The sequence below is a fragment of the Agromyces agglutinans genome (assembly GCF_009647605.1).
GTDB lineage: Bacteria > Actinomycetota > Actinomycetes > Actinomycetales > Microbacteriaceae > Agromyces > Agromyces agglutinans.
In genome coordinates this window covers 215571-238821 of sequence record NZ_WJIF01000001.1, presented here as the reverse complement: position 1 = coordinate 238821, position 23251 = coordinate 215571, and the positions used below count along the sequence as shown (strand labels likewise).

General features: G+C 72.2%; 19 protein-coding genes. 12 read left to right on the top strand and 7 right to left on the bottom strand.

What is annotated here, in order from left to right; genetic code table 11:
* Positions 1-10 precede the first annotated feature (10 nt).
* The 5 genes from valS to GE115_RS01135 all read right to left on the bottom strand — a co-directional run bounded on the left by valS (position 11) and on the right by GE115_RS01135 (position 7867).
* Positions 11-2590 carry a valine--tRNA ligase gene (gene valS / locus GE115_RS01155; RefSeq protein WP_153682992.1) on the bottom strand — a complete coding sequence of 860 codons (2580 nt, stop codon included), beginning with the start codon at positions 2588-2590 and terminating at the stop codon, positions 11-13.
* A gap of 64 nt (positions 2591-2654) precedes the next feature.
* Entirely contained in the window at positions 2655-4370 is a 1716-nt protein-coding gene (locus GE115_RS01150; RefSeq protein ID WP_153682991.1) for an ATP-binding cassette domain-containing protein, read from the bottom strand.
* Positions 4367-5251 carry an ABC transporter permease gene (locus tag GE115_RS01145; protein ID WP_153682990.1) on the bottom strand — a complete coding sequence of 295 codons (885 nt, stop codon included), beginning with the start codon at positions 5249-5251 and terminating at the stop codon, positions 4367-4369. The genes GE115_RS01150 and GE115_RS01145 overlap by 4 nt, the downstream gene beginning before the upstream one ends.
* Positions 5248-6204 carry an ABC transporter permease gene (locus GE115_RS01140; RefSeq protein ID WP_153682989.1) on the bottom strand — a complete coding sequence of 319 codons (957 nt, stop codon included), beginning with the start codon at positions 6202-6204 and terminating at the stop codon, positions 5248-5250. Before GE115_RS01140 ends, GE115_RS01145 begins: the two co-directional genes overlap by 4 nt.
* 4 nt (positions 6205-6208) lie before the next feature.
* Positions 6209-7867 (bottom strand): ABC transporter substrate-binding protein, encoded by a 1659-nt coding sequence (locus tag GE115_RS01135; RefSeq protein ID WP_153682988.1) that lies wholly within the window; start codon positions 7865-7867, stop codon positions 6209-6211.
* A 68-nt stretch (positions 7868-7935) separates the two neighbouring features.
* Between GE115_RS01135 and GE115_RS01130 the strand changes: the two genes are divergently transcribed.
* The 5 genes from GE115_RS01130 to ndk all read left to right on the top strand — a co-directional run bounded on the left by GE115_RS01130 (position 7936) and on the right by ndk (position 14488).
* Positions 7936-8691 carry a TetR/AcrR family transcriptional regulator gene (locus GE115_RS01130; RefSeq protein ID WP_153682987.1) on the top strand — a complete coding sequence of 252 codons (756 nt, stop codon included), beginning with the start codon at positions 7936-7938 and terminating at the stop codon, positions 8689-8691.
* A 169-nt stretch (positions 8692-8860) separates the two neighbouring features.
* The gene (gene ileS / locus GE115_RS01125; protein WP_153682986.1) at positions 8861-12262 is read left to right on the top strand and encodes an isoleucine--tRNA ligase; all 3402 of its coding nucleotides are present in this window, start codon (positions 8861-8863) and stop codon (positions 12260-12262) included.
* Positions 12259-13629 carry a bifunctional folylpolyglutamate synthase/dihydrofolate synthase gene (locus GE115_RS01120; protein WP_312854758.1) on the top strand — a complete coding sequence of 457 codons (1371 nt, stop codon included), beginning with the start codon at positions 12259-12261 and terminating at the stop codon, positions 13627-13629. Before ileS ends, GE115_RS01120 begins: the two co-directional genes overlap by 4 nt.
* The gene (locus GE115_RS01115) at positions 13626-14069 is read left to right on the top strand and encodes a DUF4233 domain-containing protein (protein ID WP_172979632.1); all 444 of its coding nucleotides are present in this window, start codon (positions 13626-13628) and stop codon (positions 14067-14069) included. Before GE115_RS01120 ends, GE115_RS01115 begins: the two co-directional genes overlap by 4 nt.
* Positions 14066-14488, top strand: a complete 423-nt coding sequence (ndk, locus tag GE115_RS01110; protein WP_153682984.1) for a nucleoside-diphosphate kinase — start codon at positions 14066-14068, stop codon at positions 14486-14488. The genes GE115_RS01115 and ndk overlap by 4 nt, the downstream gene beginning before the upstream one ends.
* 56 nt (positions 14489-14544) lie before the next feature.
* Here ndk and GE115_RS01105 read toward each other — a convergent pair whose 3' ends face one another.
* On the bottom strand, positions 14545-15165 hold the full coding sequence (locus tag GE115_RS01105; protein ID WP_153682983.1) for a vitamin K epoxide reductase family protein: 621 nt from the start codon (positions 15163-15165) through the stop codon (positions 14545-14547).
* A gap of 285 nt (positions 15166-15450) precedes the next feature.
* Here GE115_RS01105 and GE115_RS01100 point away from each other — a divergent pair, with 285 nt between their 5' ends.
* Positions 15451-18183: an Rne/Rng family ribonuclease gene (locus GE115_RS01100; RefSeq protein ID WP_153682982.1), complete on the top strand. Its 2733-nt coding sequence runs from the start codon at positions 15451-15453 to the stop codon at positions 18181-18183.
* On the opposite strand, the gene GE115_RS01095 is transcribed toward GE115_RS01100, so the two are convergent.
* Entirely contained in the window at positions 18169-18453 is a 285-nt protein-coding gene (locus GE115_RS01095) for a DUF4031 domain-containing protein (protein ID WP_153682981.1), read from the bottom strand. The genes GE115_RS01100 and GE115_RS01095 overlap by 15 nt on opposite strands.
* 216 nt (positions 18454-18669) lie before the next feature.
* Between GE115_RS01095 and rplU the strand changes: the two genes are divergently transcribed.
* The 6 genes from rplU (at position 18670) to GE115_RS01065 (ending at position 23246) form a co-directional block, all read left to right on the top strand.
* The gene (rplU, locus tag GE115_RS01090) at positions 18670-18978 is read left to right on the top strand and encodes a 50S ribosomal protein L21 (RefSeq protein ID WP_312854757.1); all 309 of its coding nucleotides are present in this window, start codon (positions 18670-18672) and stop codon (positions 18976-18978) included.
* A gap of 25 nt (positions 18979-19003) precedes the next feature.
* Complete coding sequence (gene rpmA, locus GE115_RS01085) at positions 19004-19261, top strand: 50S ribosomal protein L27 (protein WP_153682980.1); 258 nt, start codon at positions 19004-19006, stop codon at positions 19259-19261.
* 89 nt (positions 19262-19350) lie between these two features.
* On the top strand, positions 19351-20877 hold the full coding sequence (gene obgE / locus GE115_RS01080) for a GTPase ObgE (protein WP_153682979.1): 1527 nt from the start codon (positions 19351-19353) through the stop codon (positions 20875-20877).
* Entirely contained in the window at positions 20874-21695 is an 822-nt protein-coding gene (proB, locus tag GE115_RS01075) for a glutamate 5-kinase (protein ID WP_312854756.1), read from the top strand. The genes obgE and proB overlap by 4 nt, the downstream gene beginning before the upstream one ends.
* Positions 21696-21704: 9 nt before the next feature.
* On the top strand, positions 21705-22973 hold the full coding sequence (locus GE115_RS01070) for a glutamate-5-semialdehyde dehydrogenase (protein WP_153682978.1): 1269 nt from the start codon (positions 21705-21707) through the stop codon (positions 22971-22973).
* Between the two features lie 66 nt (positions 22974-23039).
* The gene (locus GE115_RS01065; protein WP_153682977.1) at positions 23040-23246 is read left to right on the top strand and encodes a hypothetical protein; all 207 of its coding nucleotides are present in this window, start codon (positions 23040-23042) and stop codon (positions 23244-23246) included.
* The last annotated feature ends 5 nt before the right edge of the window (positions 23247-23251 follow it).

Genomic DNA, 23251 nt, shown 5'->3' with positions numbered 1-23251 from the left:
GCTTCCCCCTCTATTCACCCTGCTCGAGCACGACTTCGACGACCGCGAGTTCCTCGCCCTCGACGAACGACAGCTCGGCGATGCGGCCCACGGCGCGCAGGTCGCCCGCAGCGGACTCGAGCAGGCGGATGGCGTCGGCCGGACCGGCGATCACCGCACGGGCGACCGGCGTCTTCTGCGAGGCCTTCGCATCGGTCTTCGCGCGCCGGATGCCGGTGAGCGCGAGGCTCGCGAGCTCGAGCAGCTCGACACCGGCCTCGCCGCGGCCGGCCAGTTCGTCGACGGTCGGCCAGACGGCCACGTGCACCGAGCCCTCGTTCGACCAGCTCCACGCCTCTTCGGCTGCGAACGGGATGACCGGCGCGAACAGGCGCAGCAGCGTGCTGAGGGCGGTCTTCAGTGCCGCGACGGCCGAAGCCTGCTCGGGGCTCGGGTCGCCGTAGGCGCGCTCCTTGACGAGCTCGAGGTAGTCGTCGCAGAACGTCCAGAAGAACGTCTCGGCGACCTCGAGGGCCCGCGCGTGGTCGTAGGCGTCGAGCGCGCGGGTCGCCTGCTGCACGACGGTCGCGAGACCGGCCAGCATGCTGCGGTCGACCGGCGCAGTGACCTCCGCGTCGGCGGCGCCCTCGAACGTCAGGATGAACTTCGCGGCGTTGAGCACCTTGATCGCGAGGCGACGGCCGATCTTGACCTGCGTCGGATTCTGCGGGTCGAACGCGGCATCCGTGCCGAGGCGGCTGGACGCCGCCCAGTAGCGGACCGCGTCGGAGCCGTGCTGTTCGAGCAGGCCCGCGGGCGTGACGACGTTGCCCTTCGACTTCGACATCTTCTTGCGGTCGGGGTCGACGATGAAGCCGGAGATCGCGGCGTTCGACCACGGCGCGACGCCGTGCTCGAGCTCGGCGCGCAGCGTCGTGGAGAACAGCCACGTGCGGATGATGTCCTGGCCCTGCGGGCGCAGCGAATAGGGGAAGACGAGGTCGAACAGCTCGGGATCGCGCTCCCAGCCGCCCGCGAGCTGCGGGGTGAGCGAGCTCGTCGCCCAGGTGTCCATGACGTCGTGCTCGCCGATGAATCCGCCGGCGATGCCGCGCTGCGACTCGTCGTAGCCGGGCGCGGGCGCCGACGACGGATCGACCGGCAGCATCTCGCGCGTCGCGACGATCGGCTCGTCGAAGACGGGGTTGCCCTCGGCGTCGAGCGGGTACCAGACGGGGATCGGCACGCCGAAGAAGCGCTGGCGGGAGATGAGCCAGTCGCCCGAGAGCCCGCCGACCCAGTTCTCGTAGCGCACGCGCATGAAGTCGGGATGCCACGAGATCTGCCGGCCGCGCTCGAGCAGGCGTTCCTTCAGCTGCTCGTCGCGCGCTCCGTTGACGACGTACCACTGCCGGGTCGAGACGATCTCGAGCGGTCGGTCGCCCTTCTCGAAGAACTTGACCGGGTGGGTGATCGCCTTCGGATCGGCGAGCAGGTCGCCCGACTCGCGCAGCAGCTCGACGACGGCCTGCTTCGCCGAGAACGTGGTCTTGCCGGCGAGCTGCGCGTACGCGGCGAGGCCGGCCTCCGAGGTGATCGCATCGGGCGCCTCGGCGATGACTCGGCCGTCGAAGCCGATGATCGCGCGATTGGGCAGGTCGAGCTCGCGCCACCACACCACGTCGGTCACGTCGCCGAAGGTGCAGATCATCGCGATGCCGGTGCCTTTGTCCTTCTGGGCGAGGTGGTGCGCGACGACCGGCACCTCGACGCCGAAGACGGGGCTCGTGACCGTCGTGCCGAAGAGCGGCTGGTACCGCTCGTCATCGGGGTGCGCCACGAGGGCCACGCACGCGGGGATGAGCTCGGGGCGGCTGGTCTCGATCTCGACGATGCCGCCGTCGGGGCGGTGGAAGGAAACCCGGTGGTAGTGGCCGGCCTGCTCGCGATCCTCGAGCTCGGCCTGTGCCACGGCCGTGCGGAAGGTGACATCCCACAGCGTCGGCGCGAGCGCCTGGTACGCCTCACCGCGCTCGACGTTGCGGATGAACGCGAGCTGCGAGGTGAACAGCGCCTCGTCGGCGATGGTGCGGTAGGTCTGGGTCCAGTCGACCGAGAGACCGAGCGTGCGCCAGAGCGCCTCGAACTGCTGCTCGTCTTCGACGGTGAGTCGCTCGCACAGCTCGATGAAGTTGCGGCGCGAGATCGGCACCTGGTCGGCGGCCTTCGTGCTCTTGCCGTCGCCGCCCTCGAACGGGGGCGCGAAGTCGGGGTCGTACGGCAGCGACGGGTCGCAGCGAACGCCGTAGTAGTTCTGCACGCGGCGCTCGGTCGGCAGGCCGTTGTCGTCCCAGCCCATGGGGTAGAAGACGCTGCGGCCGCGCATGCGCTGGTAGCGGGCGACGACGTCGGTGTGGGTGAAGCTGAAGACGTGGCCGATGTGCAGCGAGCCCGAGGCGGTGGGCGGCGGAGTATCGATCGAGTAGACGCTGTCGCGGGTTGCGTGCTCGCGGTCGAACCGGTAGGTGCCGGACTGCTCCCATGAGCCGCCCCACTTCGCTTCGAGGCCCTCGAGAGCCGGCTTGTCGGGGATGCGCGAGGTGTCGGTCATGATGCTCCGGTTCGGTATGTACGGCACCGAGTCGTTGGGGTGCCTGAGTATGCGACGCTCCAGCCTACCGGTCGGCCGGGTCGCGGCGCGCATCGGGGCCCACCGCGAGGCGCGGGGAATCCCTGATGAGCGCGGCGGTGTACTCGTGCTCCGGAGCGTCGAAGACGCGTTCGGCGGGGCCCTGCTCGAGGATGCGCCCGTGCCGCATGACGGCCAGTTCATCGCTCATGTGCCGGACGACGCCGAGGTCGTGCGAGATCACGAGGAGCGCGAGCCCGTGCTCGCGCTGGAGCTCGTCGAGGAGGTCGAGGACCCGAGCCTGCACGGTGACGTCGAGCGCGGAGACCGGCTCGTCGCAGATGAGCACGTCGGGCCGGGCCGCGAGCGCGCGCGCGATGGCGACGCGTTGCCGTTGGCCGCCCGACAGGTCGAGTGGATGCCGCGCCGCGAGGTCTGGGGAGAGGTGCACCTGGTCGAGCAGGTCGGCCACCGCTGCGGACCCCGGCGCGCCCCCACCGGCCGCGATCGCATCGCGCAGCAGGCGCTCGACGCCCCAGCGCGGATCGAAGGATCCGAACGGGTCCTGCCAGATCGCGCCGATCCGCCGGCGCTGAGGCCGGCGCGCGCGTTCGGGGAGCTCGCTCCATGCGTCGCCGTCGAGCCGGACCGTGCCGGCGTCGGGCCGGGTCAGCGCGAGCAGCAGCCGGGCGACGGTCGTCTTGCCCGAGCCCGATTCGCCCACGAGGCCGAGGGTGCGGCCGCGCTCGAGCCGCAGATCGACGTCGTCGACCGCGACGGTGGTCGAGCCCCCGACCGTGAACGCCTTCACGAGGCCGCGCGCCTCGACGACCGGCGGAGCGCCCGTCGGGGCCGGCGGCCGCACGGCCGGCGCCGCCGCGGGCTGCGACGGCCCCGCCGTCGCCGGCGCACCGAGCAGCGGCACGCCGCGGGGGACGTCGGTGGGCACCGCGGCGATGAGCTCACGCGTGCGCGGATGCCTCGGGCTCGCCAGCACCTCGCCCGTCGGGCCTGCTTCGACGACGACGCCGTCGGCGAGCACGACGACCCGATCGGCGATTCGTGAGACGACGGCCAGGTCGTGGCTGATGAGCAGGACTCCGGCGCCGCGCGCGGCCGCCTCCGCGAGGAGGCCGAGCACGCGCACCTGCACGCCGACGTCGAGCGCCGTCGTCGGCTCGTCGGCGATCACGAGCGGCGGATCGAGCGCGAGGGCGGAGGCGATCAGCGCGCGCTGGCGCATCCCGCCGGAGAGTTCACCCGAGCGGCGGTCGATCGTGAGGGCCGGGTGCGGCATGCCGACCAGTTCGAGCAGCCCGAGCACGCGGGCTCGCGCAGCAGCCGGTCGGAGGCCGAGGTGCAGGCGCAGCGCGTCGCCGATCTCGCGGCCGATGGGGCGCAGCGGGTCGAGCGAGACGAGCGCGTCCTGCAGCACGAGTCCGGCCTTCGCGCCCCGCAGGCGTCGCCACTGCCTGGGTGTCGCGCGGCGCACGTCGGAGCCGTCGAGTTCGAACCGTTCGGCCTGCACACGGGCACCGGCGCCGGCGAGGCCGAGCGCGGCCCTGGCGGTGACCGACTTGCCGGATCCCGACTCGCCGACGAGGGCGACGACCTCGCCGCGCCCGACGCGCAGATCGATGCCGCGGACCGCCTCGACCGGCGCTCCGCCGTCGCCGAAGGTCACCCGCAGCCCTTCGATCGCGAGCACGTCGGCGACCGGGGCATCCGTCGGCGCGGGTGCAGCCTGCGTCGTGCCGGTCATCGGCGGCGCCCGTCTCTCGCGGTGATCGCGCGACCGAGCACCGTCGTCGCGAGGGTCGTCAGGACGATCATGAGCCCGGGGAACACGGTGAGCCACCATGCGGTGGTGATGTACGTGCGGCCCGCGGCGAGCATGGCGCCCCACTCGGCTGCGGGCGGCTGGGCGCCGAGGCCCAGGTAGCTGAGCGACGAGGCCCACACGACGGCCTGCCCGATGCCGAGCGTCGCGAGGGCCGCGACCGGCACCAGTGCGTTCGGCAGGACATGTCGCGCGAAGATGCGGAACGGCCCGTGGCCGAGCACGCGCGCGGCCTCGACGAAGCCCGAGTCGCGGATCGAGAGCAGCTCGCCGCGGATGATGCGCGCGTAGCCCGGTGCCGTCGAGAGTCCGACCGCGATGGTGGCGGTGACCGGACCCGGGCCCCAGAGCACGATCACGAGCAGGGCGAGCAGGATGCCGGGGAACGCGAAGAGGACCTCGTTGACGCGACCGACGACGAAGTCGAGCACGCTGCCGCCGAGGGCGGCGACGGCACCCAGGATGAGCCCGATGGCCAGCCCGATCGCGGTCGCCGAGGCGCCGATCGCGAGGGAGGCGCCCGTGCCCTGCACGACGCGGCTGTACACGTCGCGACCGGACTCGTCGGTGCCGAACCAGTGGGCGAGCGATGGCGGCGAGAACGCGTCGCGAGGCGCGATGGCGTTCGGCGCGGCGGTCTGCAACAACGAGGGCGCGACGGTCGCCACGAGCAGGAACGCCGCGAAAGCCAGGGCGAGCACCGTGCCGGGCCGCACCCGCCGGGTGCCGGCGCCGAGGGCCGACGCGCGGCCGCACTCCGGGCCGACGGCTGCGGCGCGGCTGCGCAGTTCGACGTCGCTCATGCGGTGCTCCCGCCCCGGCGCAACCGCGGGTCGGCCACCCCGGCCACGACGTCGGTGACGACGGTGAGCACGACGTAGACGACGGCCACGACGAGCACGACGCCCATCACGACGGGCACGTCGCGCAGCTCGGTCGCGCGCAGGAGCGTGCGGCCGAGGCCCGGCCGGGCGAAGATCGTCTCGACGACGACGGCCCCCGAGATGAGGTAGCCGACCGCCCACCCCGACAGGTGCACTGCCGGGATCGCGGCGTGCCGGAGGGCGTGCCGCAGACGGATGCCCGCGCCCGTCTCGCCGCGGGCCAGCGCCGACACCGTGAACGGCTGTTCCAGCGCGTCGAGCAGGTGTTCGCGCATGAGCTGCGCGAGGAACCCCGCGAGCGGCACGGCGAGCGTGATCACGGGCAGCACCAGACCGGATGCCGCGCCGTTGGCCACCGGCGGCAGCCAGCCGAGACCCGTCGAGAACACCGCGATCAGCACGGTGGCGAGCCAGAAGTGCGGCAGCGCGGCCGCGGTCAGTTCGACCGCACCCGAGACCGCACGGGCCGTACGCCCGGGTGCGGTCGACCAGAGCGCCAGGCCGATCGCGAGGGCCCACGCGACGACGAGGGCGAGCAGCGCGAGCGTCAGCGTCCCGACCAGCTGCCCGCCGATCACGGCGGCGACGGGGGTCTTCAGCGAGTACGAGGTGCCCAGGTCGCCCGTCACGAGGCGCCCCAGCATCGCGGCGTACTGCGCGAGCAGCGGCTGGTCGAGGCCGTAGTCGGCGCGCACGCGATCGAGAGCCTCCTGCGAGGCCTGCGAACCCGGACCGCCGAGGATGGCCTGCGCGGGGTCGCCCGGCACCAGGTGGATGGCGAAGAACGTCAGTGTCGCGACCGCCCACAGCACGAACACCGCACCGCCGAGGCGGAGGGCGAACGTGCGGAGCGGTCGCGACGCGCGGGCCATGCGATCAGCCGGCGAGCCAGGCGTCGGCGAACCACGGCGTCGACACGGTCGGCATCGCGCGCACGCCCTGCAGCCCCGCCGAGTGCAGGAAGTGGTTCTGCTGGTCGTACAGGGGCAGCGCGTGGAATCCGCCGAGGATGATCTGCTGCGCCTGCTCGTAGAGTGCGGCGCGCGCGGCGGGCTCCGACTCGGACGCGGCCTCGGTGAGCAGCGCATCGAGCTGCGGGTCGCTCAGCTGCGCGAGGTTGGCGAAGTAGCCGCTCGGGGCCGGCGTGATGCTGTCGGAGTGGTAGAGGATGCGCAGCACGTCGGGGCCGATCTTCGTGTACGGCGCGCTGACCAGCTCGTACTCGTTCGCGAAGAGCGCCCCGTACCAGCTGGAGAGGTCGACGGGTTCGATGCGCACGTCGAAGCCGGCTTCCTTCGCGGTCGCCTGCACCTGCTCGAAGAGCGACTGCTCCGCCGGGATCGACTGGTTCGTGGAGACCGGGAAGCGCAGCACGAGCGGTACGCCGTCCTTCGAGCGGATGCCGTCGGCATCGCGCTCGGTCCACCCGGCCTCGTCGAGGAGGGCGTTCGCGGCGTCGAGGTCGGTGCCGAAGAGCGACTCGTCGGCGTAGGCCAGCGGCTCGACGCTCGAGAGCGCGGAGTACGAGCGCTCGGCCGTGCCGAAGAAGAGGCTGTCGATGCCGTCGTTCACGTCGACCGCGCGGATGAAGGCCTCGCGCACGCGCTCGTCATCGAACGGCGCCTGGCCGGCGTTCAGCTCGAGCCGGTTCGAGGCGCCCGGTCGCGGCGCGTCGATCTCGACGAGGGCGCCGCCCTCATCGGCCTGGGCGAGCGTGTCGGGCTGCGCGTTGTCGATGATGTCGACCTCGCCCGCCTGCAGCGCGGCGTAGCGCGACGCCGAGTCGGGGATGAAGCGCCACTCGATGCCGTCGAGGTATGCGGCATCGTCGCGGCCGCGGTCGGCCGGGCCGCCGTGGTAGTCGTCGTTGCGCACGAGCGACACGTGGTCCTGCGCCACCCACTCCTCGACGACGAACGGACCGGTGCCGATCGGGGCCTGGCAGTTCGCGTCCATGCCGCGAGCGATGCCGGCGGGGGACTGGATCGCCGTCCACGGCTGTGCGAACGACTCGAGCAGCGCGCTGTCGGGCGCGGTGAGGTGCAGGCGCGCCACGGTGTCGGAGACGACCTCGACCGACGCGATCTTGCCGACCGCGAGGTAACCGGTGGACGACTGGGTCGCCGGATCCTGGAGGTGCTCGATGTTGGCCTTCACGGCCGCGGCGTCGAACGGGGTCCCGTCGGTGAAGGACACGTCGTCACGCAGCGTGAACTCCCAGGTCAGGCCGTCGTCGCTCACGGTCCACCCCGTCGCGAGCCAGGGCACGACCTCGCGGGATTCGTCGAGCGAGACGAGCGACTCGAGGTACTGACCGGCGATGAGCGCCTGCGGGTAGTTGCCGCCGACGTGCGGGTCGAGGCAGCTCGGCTCGGCGTCGCCCGTCGCGTACACGAGCGTGCCGCCCTCGGTCGGCGCGCCGCTCGAGGTGCTCGGATCGGCGGCGGTGCAGCCGGCGAGCGCGGCGAGCGCGACCGCGGCGATCGACGAGGCGGCCAGTGCGGCCAAGCGGCGGCGGGAGCGTGAAGCAGGCATGCGGGTGGGTCTCCATCGGTGCGGGGGAGGTGGCCGGAGGGTTTCGGTACTCGGTCCATAATGATCCTATGACGGATTCCGGCGGCCGCGGCCCACGTGACGGCTCGCGGGGCGACCGGCCCGGCGATCGCCCTCGCGGCGGCCGCCCCCGCGCCTCCTCTCGACGCACCCTCGAGGACGCCGCGAGCGAGCTCTTCCTCGAGCAGGGCTACGGGCAGACGACGATCGACCAGATCGCCCAGCGCGCGGGTGTCGGGCGCAACACCTTCTTCAACTACTTCGCCGCGAAGTCCGACCTGCTCTGGGTCGACGTCGACGAGACGCTCGCGCTCCTGGCGCCGGTGCTCGACGCGACCCCCGCCGATCTCGCACCCTCGGCCGCGCTCGAGCACGCCGTGGTCGCGCTCGCCGCGGGGCATCCGCGCGGTGCCGTGCCGATCGCGCTGAGCCAGCGCGAGTCGATGGCGACCTACGACGAGTTCCTGGCAGCCGGGCTCGGCCGGTTCCTTCGCGTGGCCGGCGAGCTCGCCGACTTCCTCGCCCGCCGGGCGCCCGGCATCGACGCCGCGCTCGTACGGGCCGCGGCGAACGCCGTTGCTGCGGCCGCGGCGACCGGTGCCGGAACGTGGGCGCTGTCGGGCGTCGAGCGCGGCGACCTCGCCGAGGAGGTCCGCCGGGCGGTCGCGCCGGTGTGCCGCGGCTTCGCCCCGATGCTCGACCGTGCCCCGCTCGTCGACCGTGCCCCGCTCGTCGAGCGTGCCCCGCTCGTCGACCGTGCCCCGCTCGTCGAGCGCGCCCTGCCGACGGGCCCCGCCACGAGCTGAGCCGCCGCCCGGTACACTGGTGCCAACGACTGCGATCCGGCCATCACCGGGGAGTCTTCGGAAGAACGCGAACGGCGTCGCGGGTCCGCGAGGGCACGAGGCATCCGCTCGCCAGTAGAACCGAACGGGGCCGGCCCGTCATCGCCGAAGAACAAGGGGTCGCGGGCGCATGCCCGTGGCAAGCGAGGTGGTACCGCGACGCGGCTCAGGGAGCCGTCGCCGTCCTCGTACACGGCAACTGTCCCCGCAAGGAGCGAGCGTGTACCCGCGCACCCCAGACGACCACGGCGTGGTCCCCTCGCCGGACTTCCCGGCGGTCGAACAGGAGGTCCTCGGCCACTGGAAGGCCGACGGCACCTTCCAGGCCTCGATCGACCAGCGCGAGGGCGCGCCCGAGTGGGTGTTCTACGACGGTCCGCCGTTCGCCAACGGCCTGCCGCACTACGGGCACCTCCTCACCGGGTACGCGAAGGACCTCTTCCCGCGCTACCAGACGATGCGCGGCAAGCAGGTGCACCGCCGCTTCGGCTGGGACACGCACGGCCTGCCCGCCGAGCTCGAGGCCGAGCGCCAGCTCGGCATCACCGACAAGAGCGAGATCGAGCAGATGGGCATCGCGGCGTTCAACCAGGCCGCCCGCGACGCGGTCCTGCGCTACACGAAGGAATGGCAGGAGTACGTCACCCGGCAGGCGCGCTGGGTCGACTTCGAGCACGACTACAAGACGCTCGACGTGACGTTCATGGAGAGCGTCATCTGGGCGTTCAAGACGCTGCACGAGAAGGGCCTCGCCTACGAGGGCCACCGCGTGCTGCCGTACTGCTGGCGCGACCAGACGCCGCTGTCCAACCACGAGCTGCGCATGGACGACGACGTCTACAAGATGCGCCAGGACCAGACCGTCACGGTCACCTTCCCGCTCACGGGTGCGAAGGCCGAGTCGCTCGGCCTCACCGCCGTGCGCGCGCTCGCGTGGACGACGACGCCGTGGACGCTGCCGACGAACTTCGCGCTGGCCGTCGGTCCCGACATCGAGTACGCCGTCGTGCCGGCCGGGCCGAACGGCACCCCCGACGCGACCGTGCTGCGCGAGGAGACCCCGGGCACCGCATCCGACACCGAGGTGCTCGGCGCCGAGTACCTGCTCGCGCGCGACCTCGTCGGCGGGTACGCGAAGGAACTCGGCTACGACTCCGCCGACGACGCGCGCGCGGCGATCTCGCGCACGGTGCGCGGCGCCGAGCTCGAGGGCGTCACCTACGACCGCCTGTTCGACTACTACGCCGATGTCGAGGCGTACGGCCTCCAGCACGCGTGGCAGGTGCTCGTCGCCGACTACGTCACCACGGAAGACGGCACCGGCATCGTGCACCAGGCGCCCGCCTACGGCGAGGAGGACCAGCGCATCGGCGAGGCCGCGGGCATCCCGGTGATCCTCTCGCTCGACGACGCCGGGCGCTTCCTGCCCGTCGTGACCGACGTGGCGGGCCTGCTCTGGAGCGACGCGAACAAGCCGCTCACGCAGGTGCTGAAGGCCGAGGGGCGGCTGCTGCGGCAGGCGAGCTACGAGCACTCGTACCCGCACTGCTGGCGCTGCCGGAACCCCCTCATCTACAAGGCCGTGTCCAGCTGGTTCGTGCGCGTGCCCGAGTTCCGCGACCGCATGGGCGAGCTCAACCAGGAGATCACCTGGGTGCCCGAGAACGTGAAGGACGGCCAGTTCGGCAAGTGGGTCGCGGGTGCGCGCGACTGGTCGGTCAGTCGCAACCGCTACTTCGGGTCTCCGATCCCGGTGTGGAAGAGCGACGACCCCGAGTACCCGCGCGTCGACGTGTACGGGTCGCTCGAGGAGATCGAGCGCGACTTCGGGCGACTGCCCCTCAACGGCGCCGGCGAGCCCGACCTGCACCGGCCCTACATCGACGAGCTCACGCGGCCGAATCCCGACGACCCCACGGGTCGCTCGACCATGCGGCGCATCCCCGACGTGCTCGACGTCTGGTTCGACTCGGGCTCGATGCCCTTCGCGCAGGTGCACTACCCGTTCGAGAACCGCGAGTGGTTCGACACGCATCATCCGTCCGACTTCATCGTCGAGTACATCGGGCAGACGCGCGGCTGGTTCTACGTGATGCACGTGCTCTCCACCGCGCTGTTCGACCGGCCGGCCTACCGGAACGTCGTCAGCCACGGCATCGTGCTCGGCAACGACGGCCAGAAGATGTCGAAGTCGCTGCGCAACTACCCCGACGTCAACCAGGTGTTCGACCGCGACGGCTCCGACGCGATGCGCTGGTTCCTGATGTCGAGCCCGGTGCTGCGCGGCGGCAACCTCATCGTGACCGAGGAGGGCATCCGCGAGGGCGTGCGCCAGCTCATGCTGCCGCTGTGGAGCACCTGGTACTTCTTCTCGCTCTACGCCAACACGGCGCGCGAGGGCGGCTACGAGGCATCCCGATCGACGACGTCGACCGACGTGCTCGACCGGTACCTCCTCGCGAAGCTGCGCGACCTCGTCGTGGCCGTCACCGCCGACCTCGACGCGTTCGACTCGCCGCTCGCCGCGCAGAAGCTGCGCGACTTCGCCGACGTGCTGACGAACTGGTACGTGCGGCGCTCGCGTGACCGGTTCTGGGCCGGCGTCGCCGCAGACGGCTCGGGCACCGAGGCCTTCGACACGCTGTACACCGTGCTCGAGACGCTCACGCGGCTCGCCACCCCGCTGCTGCCCCTGGTCACCGAGAAGGTGTGGCGCGGGCTCACGGGCGGGCGCAGCGTGCACCTGACCGATTGGCCCGACGCCGCCGAGTTCCCGGAGGACCCGGCGCTCGTCCGCGCCATGGACGCGGTGCGCGAGATCTCGAGCACGGCGCTGGCGCTGCGCAAGCAGGCCGGTCGCCGGGTGCGACTGCCGCTCGGGCAGCTCACCGTCGTCGCCACGGATGCCTCGGCCCTCGCGCCGTTCGAGGCGATCCTGCGCGACGAGCTCAACGTGAAGTCGGTCGCCTTCGTGCCGCTCGACGCGGGCAGCGCCGACCGTTACGGGGTCACGAAGCGCCTCACGGTCAACGCCCGCGCGGCCGGCCCGCGTCTCGGCAAGCAGGTGCAGCAGGCCATCCAGGGCGCCCGGTCGGGCGACTGGACGCTCGACGGCGAACTCGTCGTCGCGGGCGGCATCGCGCTCGAGCCCGGCGAGTACGACCTGGTGCTCGAGGCCGGGGGAGCGGGCGACGGCGAGACCGCTCTCGGCCTCCTCGCCGACGGCGGGTTCGTGCTCCTCGACACCGCCACGACCCCCGCACTCGAGGCCGAGGGCCTCGCGCGAGACGTCGTTCGCGCCGTGCAGGAGGCGCGCAAGGCCGCCGGCCTCGCGGTCGGCGACCGCATCCGGCTGGGTCTCACGCTCGATGCCGCGGGCGTCGCGGCCGTCGACGCGCACCGCGAGCTGATCGCGGGCGAGACCCTCGCCGCGGAGCTCGAGGTCGCCGAGTCGGTCGACGTGGCCGGCGCCGCGGCGGCGAAGGCGGTCGGCGACGGATCGAGCCTGCTCGTGGACCTGGAGGCAGTGTGACCGACGACACGTTCGACGACGACGCCCGCGAGGCGGCCGACGCCGTCTACGCCGACCTGCTCGCCCGCATCGGCGAGCGGGCCCCCGAGCCGAGGCTCGGCGCCACGCGCCGCGCCGTCGAGCTGCTCGGCGACCTGCACCGGGCGGCGCCCGTCATCCACCTGACCGGCACCAACGGCAAGACCTCGACCGCGCGCATCATCGAGAGCCTGCTGCGCGCGAGCGGGCTGCGCACGGGCCTCTCGACGAGCCCGCACCTCGAGCGGTTCACCGAGCGCATCCGGGTCGACGGCCAGCCCGTCTCCGACGGCGACGTCGCCCGCATCTGGTCGGAGATCGAGCCCTACGTCGCGATCGTCGACGCGGAGCTCGAGGCCGCCGGCGAGCCGTCGCTGACGTTCTTCGAGGCGCTCACCGTGCTCGCGTTCGCCGTCTTCGCGGATGCCCCCGTCGACGTGGTCGTGCTCGAGGTGGGCATGGGCGGCGAGTGGGACTCGACGAACGTCGCCGACGGCCAGGTCGCGGTCTTCACGCCCATCGCGCTCGACCACGTCGCTCGGCTGGGCTCCACCGTGGCCGAGATCGCGCGCACCAAGGCGGGCATCATCAAGCCCGGGGCATCCGTCGTCACCGCGTTCCAGCGCCCCGAGGCGCTCGAGGTGCTTTCCGAGGTCGCCGAGTCGCGCGACGCGAGCCTCGAGGTCGAGGGCGGCGGATTCGCGGTGCTCGACAGCCAGGTCGCCGTGGGCGGGCAGGTCGTGTCGGTCCGCGGGCTCGCCGGGGAGTACCGCGACCTGGCGCTGCCGTTGTCCGGCCGTCACCAGGCCGACAACGCGGCCCTCGCCATCGCCGCCGTCGAGTCGTTCCTCGGCGCGGGCACGGTGCGGCTGGCCGACGAGGTCGTGCAGGGCGGGCTCGCGGCGGCGACCTCGCCCGGGCGCCTGCAGCGGATCGCGAGCGACCCGACGATCATCGTCGACGCCGCGCACAACCCGCACGGCGCCGAGTCGCTGGCCTCCTCGCTCGAGGAGTACTTCGACTTCGCCGAGCTGGTGATCGTCCTGGGCGTGCTCACCGACAAGGATGCGCCGGGCATCGTCCGCGAGCTCGCCCGAACCGGCGCGCGATTCCTCGTCACGCAGAGCGAGTCCGACCGCGCCGTCGGCGCCGACGAGCTCGGCGCCGTCGCGGCATCCGTCGTCGGCCCCGACCGGGTGCAGGTCGTCGACCGGTTCGAGGAGGCGATCGAGACCGCCCGCGACTGGGCCGCCGCCGAACCCGGCCGCGGCGTCGTCGTGGCCGGCTCGATCACGCTCGTCGGCGAGGCGCTCGCCTACGCCGATGACCGCGGATGGGGCCGCGCATGAGCGGCGACGGGTCCGACGCGACCGGCGCGACCGACGCATCCGGCCCGACGCCGCCGCCCGCGCCGCGCTCGGTGCGCCGCAGCCTCGCGTCGATCGTGCTCGGCTTCGAGCTGATCGTCGTGTTCCTCGCGGCGCTCGTGCTGTGGGGGCTCGCGGTCGACGGCGAGACGCCGTTCGACCTGCCGCGCTGGGCGATCCTCGTCGCCGGCGGCATCTGCATCGTGCTGATGGTCGCGACCATCGGCTTGCTGCGGTTTCCCTGGGCGTACGGCCTCGGCTGGGCCGTCCAGGCGCTGATCCTGCTGTCGGGGCTGCTCAATCCGGCGATGTTCTTCGTCGGTGCACTCTTCGGCGGCATCTGGGCGTACGCGATGATCACGGGCGCCCGCATCGATCGAGACAAGGCCGCGTTCGACGCGGCCGGGAAGGAAACGCCATGACCACCGCGATCGAGGAGACCCTCGTCCTCGTCAAGCCCGACGGCGTGGCCCGCAACCTGACCGGCGAGATCCTGCGCCGCATCGAGGCGAAGGGCTACTCGCTCGTCGACATCCGCCTCGTGCAGGCCGACCGGGAACTCCTCGCGAAGCACTACGCCGAGCACGAAGGCAAGCCCTTCTACGAGCCGCTCGTGGAGTTCATGGAGTCGGGCCCGGTGGTCGCGATGCGCGTCGCCGGCAACCGCGTCATCGAGGGCTTCCGCGTGCTCGCGGGCACGACCGACCCGACCACGGCGGCACCCGGCACCATCCGCGGCGACTTCGGTCGCGACTGGGGCCTGAAGGTCCAGCAGAACCTCGTGCACGGCTCGGACTCGGTCGAGTCGGCCGAGCGCGAGCTCGCGCTCTGGTTCGCCTGATCCGACGGCCGACTCGCGGCGGTCGGGGAGCTGCGCTCCTCGGCCGCCGTGACGGGTCAGAGGTTCTGCAGGTCGAGCAGCACCCGGGGGATGGCGTTCATCTGCGCCTGGGCGAGCAGGATGACCACGAGGTAGCAGACCACCGTGATCAGCGGGATCCAGCCATACCAGGCGGCTGCGAGGCGCCGGATGCGCGGGCTCGCGGGGATGCGTCCCTCGCGGAGATTGTCGAGCGTCACAGCCCAGAAGGTCGGGATCGTCACCGCCCACGTGAGCATGCACCACGGGCACAGCACGTCGAGCACGTAGATGCTCTGGAAGATCAGCCACCCCACGAAGGCGAGCGCTCCGGCGACGCCGACGTTGAAGCCCAGCCAGAACCAGCGCGGGAAGCGCACCCCGCCGATCAGCGCGACGGCGATGGTGATCACGACCGGCCACGCCATCATGCCGACGAACGGGTTCGGGAACCCGAAGACGGACCCCTGCCACGACGCGAGGTTCGTGCTGCAGCCGACCAGCACCCCGACGTTGCAGTTGGGCACGTGCGACGGGTCGGCGAGCGTGAGCACCTTCTCGATCGACAGCTCCCACGCGGCCAGGAGGCCGAGGGCCCCCGCGATGAGGAGGAACACGCCGAGCGCGCGCTTGCCGGCGGGGCTGGGGGAGTCGGCCATGCTCGGATTATGGCACGGCGGGCATGGCGGTTCCGGTGACCCCGGTGCGATCGTGCGATAATCGAAGGAGTCGTCCGGGCCGCGCCCGGCACGACGCCGACGAAGGCTTTCAAGGATGCCCCGCATCCGCACCGGCGGTGAACGCACCGCGAAGAGAGAAGCGACCCGGCCGACGGCCGGGAGCTCACGAGAAGTTTGGCGGGACCGCGCCACGCACGGAACCGCTCCGAGGAGTACCGGGACCGGCGGCGCGGCCGTCGCGACCGGCATAGGAGTGCACCAGAGATGGTGGAAGGCAACGACCAGCACAAGAACGAGACAGGCGAAGGGGGCCAGGCGCCCAAGCGGCGCGGCGGGCTCTTCGGCGGGCGTCGCGCCCGCGGCAAGCACCTCTCGGCAGGCGCCGCGAACGCGCCGGAGCCGGTGAATCCGCCGGAGCCCGCACCGACCGACGCGAGCCCCGCGGCCGCGTCGACGGCCGATGACGCGACGGCCGGAGCATCCGCTTCGCCGACGCAGGCGACCACGCAGCCGCGCGCGGGTGCGGCGACCGAGGCCGACCCGGCGACGGATGCCGCGACCGAGGCCGACCGTCCCGCGAGCGCCGAGGGCGCCGAGGCCGACGCGGCGGAAGCCGCGACCGAGCCCGACCGCCCCGAGTTCGAGCCCATCCCCGACGGTCTCACGACGACCTCGCTGATCTTCCGCGCGCCGCCCGTCCTGAAGGTCGTCGAGCGGCCCGAGCGCGACGCGCGCCCCGATCGCGACGCGCCCGGCGATGACGACGAGGAGTCGGCGTCGAGCGTGCGGCGCCGCACGCGCCGCCGCAGCGGCGAGGAGTCCCGCGGCCAGTCCGACGATCCGGCGAACACCGTCGTCCGCGTGCGCAAGCCGCGCGAGCCCGAACTCATCACCGAGCCCCAGAAGGTGAAGGGGTCCACTCGACTCGAGGCGAAGAAGCAGCGTCGTCGCGACGGCCGCGACGCCGGCCGACGGCGCGCGATCATCACGGAGGCCGAGTTCCTCGCTCGCCGCGAGTCCGTCGACCGCCAGATGATCGTGCGACAGAAGGGCGGCCGCATCCAGATCGGCGTGCTCGAGGACGGCGTGCTCGTCGAGCACTATGTCGCCCGCAACCAGGACGCGTCGCTCATCGGCAACGTGTACCTCGGCCGCGTGCAGAACGTGTTGCCGAGCATGGAGGCCGCGTTCGTCGACATCGGCCGCGGCCGCAATGCCGTGCTGTACTCGGGCGAGGTCGACTGGGACGCCGCAGCCGAGAACGGCGAAAAGAACCAGCCGCGTCGCATCGAGCTCGCGCTGAAGCCCGGTGACCGCGTGCTCGTGCAGGTCACGAAGGACCCGGTCGGCCACAAGGGCGCCCGCCTCACGAGCCAGGTGTCGCTGCCCGGCCGCTACCTCGTGTACGTGCCGAACGGCTCGATGAACGGCATCAGCCGCAAGCTCCCCGACACCGAGCGCGCGCGGCTGAAGAAGATCCTGAAAGAGGTGCTGCCCGAGAACGTCGGCGTGATCGTGCGCACCGCCGCCGAGGGCGCCACCGACGAGCAGCTCACCCTCGACGTGAACCGCCTCACCGCGCAGTGGGCCGACATCTCGGCACAGCTCGAGAAGGTGCAGGCTCCGGCGCTGCTGCACTCCGAGCCCGACCTGCTGGTCAAGATCGTCCGCGACGTCTTCAACGAGGACTTCCAGAAGATGATCATCGAGGGCGACGAGGCGCGCCAGACGATCGAGCGCTACCTCCGCGCCGTCGCGCCCGACCTGCTCGAGCGCGTCGAGGCGTACGCCGGCGAGCGCGACTCGTTCGACGAGTTCCGCATCTCGGAGCAGATCGAGAAGGCCCTCGACCGCAAGGTGTGGCTTCCCTCGGGCGGCTCCCTCGTCATCGACCGCACCGAGGCCATGACCGTGGTCGACGTCAACACCGGCAAGTTCGTCGGATCGGGCGGCAACCTCGAGGAGACGGTCACGAAGAACAACCTCGAGGCCGCCGAAGAGATCGTGCGCCAGCTGCGCCTGCGCGACATCGGCGGCATCATCGTGGTGGACTTCATCGACATGGTGCTCGAGTCCAACCGCGACCTCGTGCTGCGCCGGCTCGTCGAGTGCCTCTCGCGCGACCGCACGAAGCACCAGGTGGCCGAGGTCACCTCGCTGGGCCTCGTCCAGATGACCCGCAAGAAGCTCGGCCTGGGCCTCCTCGAGTCGTTCAGCGAGCCGTGCGAGGTCTGCGCCGGTCGCGGCATCATCGTGCACCACGAGCCGATCCTGCGCCACCGCCCGCAGCAGCAGCCCGAGCGTCGTCGCGGCCGCGGCGGACAGCAGCAGCCGCAGCAGCGCGAGCCGCAGGCCCAGCCCGAGAAGACGCCGCACCCCGGCGCCCACGAGATCACCGAGGACGTCAAGCACGCACTGGCCAAGATCGCGGCGTCCACGATCGCGCACCCACCCGCCGCAGACGCGGGCGGCGCACCGGCGACGGATGCCCCGGCCGCCGCGGCGGCCACCGAGTCGGGTCCGCGAAGCGGCCGTCGCGGCCGCCGTCGGGCCTCGAAGGGCCAGACCGTGACCGTCCTCGAGACGACGGCGCGCGAGGCATCCGATCAGGGTGGCGACGACGCGGGTGCCGTCGGCGCCGCGCCGGCGCAGCCCGCCGCGAGCGGCGAGCCGGCCGCGGCGAACCGCGGCGGTTCCGGTGAGGTCGCCGGCGCGGCCGGTGCCGAGCCGGCGGCGGTCGACCTGCCCGAGCTTCCCGACCTGCCGGCACCGCGCGAGCGGCAGCGGCCGGTCGTCGACCCCGACTCGCTGCTCGGGTCGGTGCTCGACGCCCTTCCGGCGCCCAAGCAGCCCGGCGAGGGCCGTGCGCGCAGCCGGCGCGTCTCGACCGCGGCGGTCAGCACCGCCGGCGGTGCCCCCGTGATCCTGCGCATCGACGCCGAGCGCAGCGCGGCCGCAGGGTCCGACGAGCCGGCGTCGGGGTCATCCGAGTCCTGAGCGCTCGCGTCGCTGCTTCGGCGTGACGCGAAGGCCGCTGCGGGCGAGGCGACGGACGAGCTCCCGGGCTCCGACCGGCGTCGCGCCCGCGGCGACGAGCTCCTCGTAGCGTTCGACCGGGACGTCGTAGTGGTCGAGGTCGAACGAGCGCGACGGCAGGCCGACGCGGCGTGCGAAGGCGTGCAGCTCGTCGAGTGAGGCATCGCTCACGAGGTGTCCCCACACCGTGCCGTGGTTCGGCCAGAGCGGCGGGTCGATGAGCACGGTCATGACCGCGAGTCTAGGCACGACCGCGTGGCGACGCGCCGGTGGCCCGCGTTTGACCGGGTACCCCGCATCCGGTAAACTCGACCGTTGGTGCCGCCGCTTATCCCGGCGCGCACGCACAGTTTTCTGGCAGACGACCCTCCTTCCCGCTGGGGTCTCGCGCAGTGACATCCCCATCAGACAGACGGAGCCCCGGCTCCCCAGAGATAGGTACGAGTAGTGGTTTACGCAGTAGTGCGCGCCGGCGGTCGGCAGGAGAAGGTCGAGGTCGGCACCATCGTGACGATGGATCGCATCAAGGCCGACAAGGACGGAACGGTCCAGCTGGTCCCCGTCCTCCTCGTCGACGGCGACAAGATCACCTCCGACGCCAAGTCGCTCGCGAAGGTCACGGTCACGGCTGAGGTTCTGAACGACCTCCGTGGCCCGAAGATCGTGATCCAGAAGTTCAAGAACAAGTCGGGCTACAAGAAGCGCCAGGGCCACCGTCAGGAGCTCACGCGCGTCAAGGTCACCGGCATCAAGTAACGCGCCTCGGCAAGGAGAGACTGACATGGCACACAAAAAGGGAGCGAGCTCCACTCGCAACGGTCGTGACTCGAACGCGCAGCGCCTCGGCGTGAAGCGCTTCGGCGGCCAGGTCGTCAAGGCCGGCGAGATCATCGTCCGCCAGCGCGGCACCCACTTCCACCCCGGCGCGGGTGTCGGTCGCGGTGGCGACGACACGCTGTTCGCGCTCGAGGCCGGCTCCGTCCAGTTCGGCGCCAAGGGCGGCCGCAAGGTCGTCAACATCGTGGCGGCCGGCGAATAGCCGATCGATCGATCGCGTGAGGGCGGGCTTCGGCTCGCCCTCACGTGTTTTCCAGACAATTCGAGCAGTGCAGAGGGGAGGGCAACGGCATGGTCAGCTTCGTGGATGAAGTCCGCTTGTTCGTCAAGGCCGGACACGGAGGCAATGGCTGCGTGTCCGTGCGGCGTGAGAAGTTCAAGCCGCTCGCCGGCCCCGACGGCGGCAACGGCGGCGACGGCGGTGACATCGTGCTGGTCGCCGACCCGCAGGTCACCACCCTGCTCGCGTACCACGGGCGCCCGCACCGCACGTCGCCGAACGGCCAGCCCGGCATGGGCGACAACCGGTCGGGAGCGATGGGTGAGGACGTCGAGCTGCCCGTGCCGGTCGGCACGGTCGTCAAAGACGAAACCGGCGTTGAACTCGCCGACCTGACCGAACCCGGCATGCGCTTCATCGTCGCGCCCGGCGGCCAGGGCGGGCTCGGCAACGCGGCGCTCGCGTCGACCAAGCGCAAGGCGCCCGGCTTCGCGCTGCTCGGTACGCCCGGGTTCGAGGGCGAGGTCACGCTCGAGCTGAAGACGATCGCCGACGTGGCCCTCGTCGGGTTCCCGTCGGCCGGCAAGTCGAGCCTCATCGCCGCGATGTCGGCGGCACGGCCCAAGATCGCCGACTATCCGTTCACGACCCTGCACCCGAACCTCGGCGTCGTCGAGGCCGGCGACCACCGGTTCACGGTCGCCGACGTTCCCGGCCTCATCGAGGGCGCGAGCGAGGGCAAGGGCCTCGGCCTCGAGTTCCTCCGCCACGTCGAGCGGTGCTCGGCGTTGCTGCACGTGCTCGACTGCGCCACGCTCGAACCGGGACGCGACCCGATCAGCGACCTCGAGGTCATCCTCGGCGAGCTGGCGGCCTACCCGGTGCCCGAGGGCCAGGTCCCGCTGCTCGAGCGACCGCAGCTCGTGGCGCTCAACAAGATCGACGTTCCCGAGGCGCGCGAGCTCGCAGACTTCGTGCGACCCGAACTCGAGTCGCGCGGGTACCGCGTGTTCGAGATCTCCACGGTGTCGCACGAGGGCCTTCGCCAGCTGGGCTTCGCGCTCGGCGAGCTCGTCGACCGGGCCCGGCTCGAGCAGGCCGCGGCTCCCGCCGCCCCGCGCATCGTCATGCGGCCCAAGGCCGTCAACGACCAGGGCTTCGTCGTGCGTGCCGAGGGCGGCAGCTACGGAACGCTGTACCGCGTGCTCGGCGCGAAGCCCGAGCGCTGGGTCGCGCAGACGGACTTCACCAACGACGAGGCCGTCGGGTACCTCGCCGACCGGCTCGCCCGCCTCGGCGTCGAGGACCAGCTCGTGCGGGCCGGCGCGGTGGCCGGGTCCACCGTCGTCATCGGCGCGGGGTCGGGCGTCGTGTTCGACTGGGAGCCGACCCTCACCTCGACCGCCGAACTCATGACCGCTCCGCGCGGCACCGACGCGCGGCTCGACGAGAACCGTCGCGCGACGCGTGCCGAGCGCAAGGTCGACTACCACGAGCGCATGGACGCCAAGGCCGAGGCGCGCGCCGAGCTCCAGCGCGAGCGCGAGGCCGGAATCTGGGCCGACGACGAGACCGATCAGGAGGAGACCGGGAAGTGACCCCGCGCAGGCCGGCAGACATCCTCACCGCGAACCGCATCGTGGTCAAGGTCGGCTCCTCGTCGGTCAGCGGCGACAACGCCGGGCAGATCGACCCACTGGTCGACGCCCTCGCCGCAGCCCACGCCCGCGGCACCGAGGTCGTGCTCGTCTCCTCCGGGGCGATCGCGACCGCGATCCCGTTCCTCGACCTCGAGGGCCGGCCGACCGATCTCGCGACGCAGCAGGCTGCGGCGGCGGTCGGCCAGAACGTGCTCATGTGGAGGTACCAGACGAGCCTCGACCGGCACGGCATCCTCGCCGGGCAGGTCCTGCTGACCGCGGGCGACCTCGAGAACCAGACGCCCCGGCAGAACGCGCAGCGCGCCATGGAGCGCCTGCTCGGCCTTCGCATCCTCCCGATCGTGAACGAGAACGACACGGTCGCGACGCACGAGATCCGGTTCGGCGACAACGACCGGCTCGCGGCACTCGTGGCCGAGCTGATCGGCGCCGACCTGCTCGTGCTCCTCTCCGACGTCGACGCCCTCTACACGAAGCCCCCGCACCTGCCGGGCGCCGAGCGCATTGCGAACGTGGCGTTCGGCGACGCGCTCGCGGGCGTCGAGATCGGCTCGGTCGGTCGCGCCGGGGTCGGCACCGGGGGAGCGGAGACCAAGGTCTCGGCCGCCCGCATCGCCGCGGCATCCGGCACGGCCGTGCTCATCACCGCCACGGCCCTCGTCGCCGACGCGCTCGAGGGGCGCGAGCAGCTCGGCACGTGGTTCGAGCCCGCCGCCCGCCGTCACACGGCCGGCGAGGCGAGGGCGCTCTCCTAAGCTGGTGCCATGGCGCACCCCGACCTCGACCCCGATGTCCTCGATGCCCGGCTCGCCGCGGCGAAGGAGGCCTCCTACCGGCTCGCCACGGCGACGACCGCGCAGAAGGATGCCGCGCTCGGGCACGTCTCGCGGCTGCTGCGCGAGCGCGCCGCCGACATCGAAGCCGCGAACGCCGCCGACCTCGCCGCCGGCCGCGAGGCCGGCCTCAGCGACGGGCTGCTCGACCGCCTCGCCCTCGACGAACGCCGCATCGGCGCCCTCGCCGACGCCGTGATCGACGTGGTCGGCCTCGACGACCCGGTCGGCGAGACGGTCTCGGGCCGGTCGCTGCCGAGCGGAGTGCGCATCGACCAGGTGCGCGTGCCGTTGGGGGTCGTGGGCGCGATCTACGAGGCACGCCCGAACGTCACCATCGACATCGCGTCGCTCGCCCTCAAGAGCGGCAACGCCGTCGTGCTGCGCGGCGGCACCGCCGCCGAGCGCACCAACGAGGTGCTCATCGCCGTGCTGCGCGACGCGTTCGAGGCGGCCGGGCTCCCCGCCGACGCGGTGCAGACCGTCGACGACTACGGCAGGGCCGGTGCCCGGCACCTCATGCAGGCGCGCGACTACGTCGACGTGCTCATTCCGCGCGGCAGCGCGGGACTCATCCGCGCCGTGGTCGACGAGGCGAAGGTGCCCGTCATCGAGACCGGGGCCGGCGTCGTGCACATGTTCCTCGACGAGAGCGCGCGCGAGGACTGGGCGGTCGACCTCGTGCACAACGCCAAGGTGCAGCGCCCGAGCGTCTGCAACGCGCTCGAGACCCTGCTGGTGCACCGCGCCGCCGCCGATCGGCTGCTGCCTCCCGTGCTCGACCGGCTCGAGGCATCCGGCGTGACGGTGCACGGCGACGACCGGGTGCGCGCACTTCGACCCACGGCGCTGCCCGTAACCGACGAAGACTGGGCGACGGAGCACATGAGCCTCGACCTCTCGGTCGCGGTCGTCGACTCGATCGACGACGCGCTGGCGCACATCCGCCGGTACTCGACCCGGCACACCGAGTCGATCGTCACCAACGACCTCGGCAACGCCGAGCGCTTCCTGAACGAGGTCGACGCGGCCGCGGTCATCGTGAACGCGTCGACCCGGTTCACCGACGGCGCCGAGTTCGGGTTCGGCGCCGAGGTCGGCATCTCCACCCAGAAGCTGCACGCGCGCGGGCCGATGGGGCTGCCCGAGCTGACCAGCACCAAGTGGATCGTGCGCGGCGCGGGTCACGTGCGCGCCTGACCTCGCTAGACTGGCCGATGCGCGCCGCGAGCCCCATACCGGTGCGAGAACGAAAGGAACCGCTCAATGAGCCTGGCGACCGTAGTCCTCACCGAGACGGTGCACGCACGCGAACTGCCGATGGAGCCCGTGCTGTACGGCGTCGTGGCGCTGGTCATCTTCATCGCGCTCGGGTTCGTCACGGCGTCCTACCGCGACGTCGCCAACCGGCACCGCTTCAAGTCCGAGGCGTACGCCGCGCGCCACGGCGAGGAAGAGCACGCGGGCCACTGAGCCGG

Excerpts from the sequence above, each read along its gene's own strand:
- GE115_RS01145 (WP_153682990.1), bottom strand. The coding sequence starts at position 5,251 with ATGAGCGACGTCGAACTGCGCAGCCGCGCCGCAGCCGTCGGCCCGGAG.
- GE115_RS01135 (WP_153682988.1), bottom strand. The coding sequence starts at position 7,867 with ATGCCTGCTTCACGCTCCCGCCGCCGCTTGGCCGCACTGGCCGCCTCG.
- ileS (WP_153682986.1), top strand. The coding sequence starts at position 8,861 with ATGCCCGTGGCAAGCGAGGTGGTACCGCGACGCGGCTCAGGGAGCCGT.
- GE115_RS01070 (WP_153682978.1), top strand. The coding sequence starts at position 21,705 with ATGGCGCACCCCGACCTCGACCCCGATGTCCTCGATGCCCGGCTCGCC.
- obgE (WP_153682979.1), top strand. The coding sequence starts at position 19,351 with ATGGTCAGCTTCGTGGATGAAGTCCGCTTGTTCGTCAAGGCCGGACAC.
- GE115_RS01115 (WP_172979632.1), top strand. The coding sequence starts at position 13,626 with ATGAGCGGCGACGGGTCCGACGCGACCGGCGCGACCGACGCATCCGGC.
- GE115_RS01150 (WP_153682991.1), bottom strand. The coding sequence starts at position 4,370 with ATGACCGGCACGACGCAGGCTGCACCCGCGCCGACGGATGCCCCGGTC.
- ndk (WP_153682984.1), top strand. The coding sequence starts at position 14,066 with ATGACCACCGCGATCGAGGAGACCCTCGTCCTCGTCAAGCCCGACGGC.
- GE115_RS01130 (WP_153682987.1), top strand. The coding sequence starts at position 7,936 with ATGACGGATTCCGGCGGCCGCGGCCCACGTGACGGCTCGCGGGGCGAC.
- GE115_RS01140 (WP_153682989.1), bottom strand. The coding sequence starts at position 6,204 with ATGGCCCGCGCGTCGCGACCGCTCCGCACGTTCGCCCTCCGCCTCGGC.
- rpmA (WP_153682980.1), top strand. The coding sequence starts at position 19,004 with ATGGCACACAAAAAGGGAGCGAGCTCCACTCGCAACGGTCGTGACTCG.
- GE115_RS01095 (WP_153682981.1), bottom strand. The coding sequence starts at position 18,453 with ATGACCGTGCTCATCGACCCGCCGCTCTGGCCGAACCACGGCACGGTG.
- valS (WP_153682992.1), bottom strand. The coding sequence starts at position 2,590 with ATGACCGACACCTCGCGCATCCCCGACAAGCCGGCTCTCGAGGGCCTC.
- GE115_RS01065 (WP_153682977.1), top strand. The coding sequence starts at position 23,040 with ATGAGCCTGGCGACCGTAGTCCTCACCGAGACGGTGCACGCACGCGAA.
- GE115_RS01105 (WP_153682983.1), bottom strand. The coding sequence starts at position 15,165 with ATGGCCGACTCCCCCAGCCCCGCCGGCAAGCGCGCGCTCGGCGTGTTC.
- GE115_RS01100 (WP_153682982.1), top strand. The coding sequence starts at position 15,451 with ATGGTGGAAGGCAACGACCAGCACAAGAACGAGACAGGCGAAGGGGGC.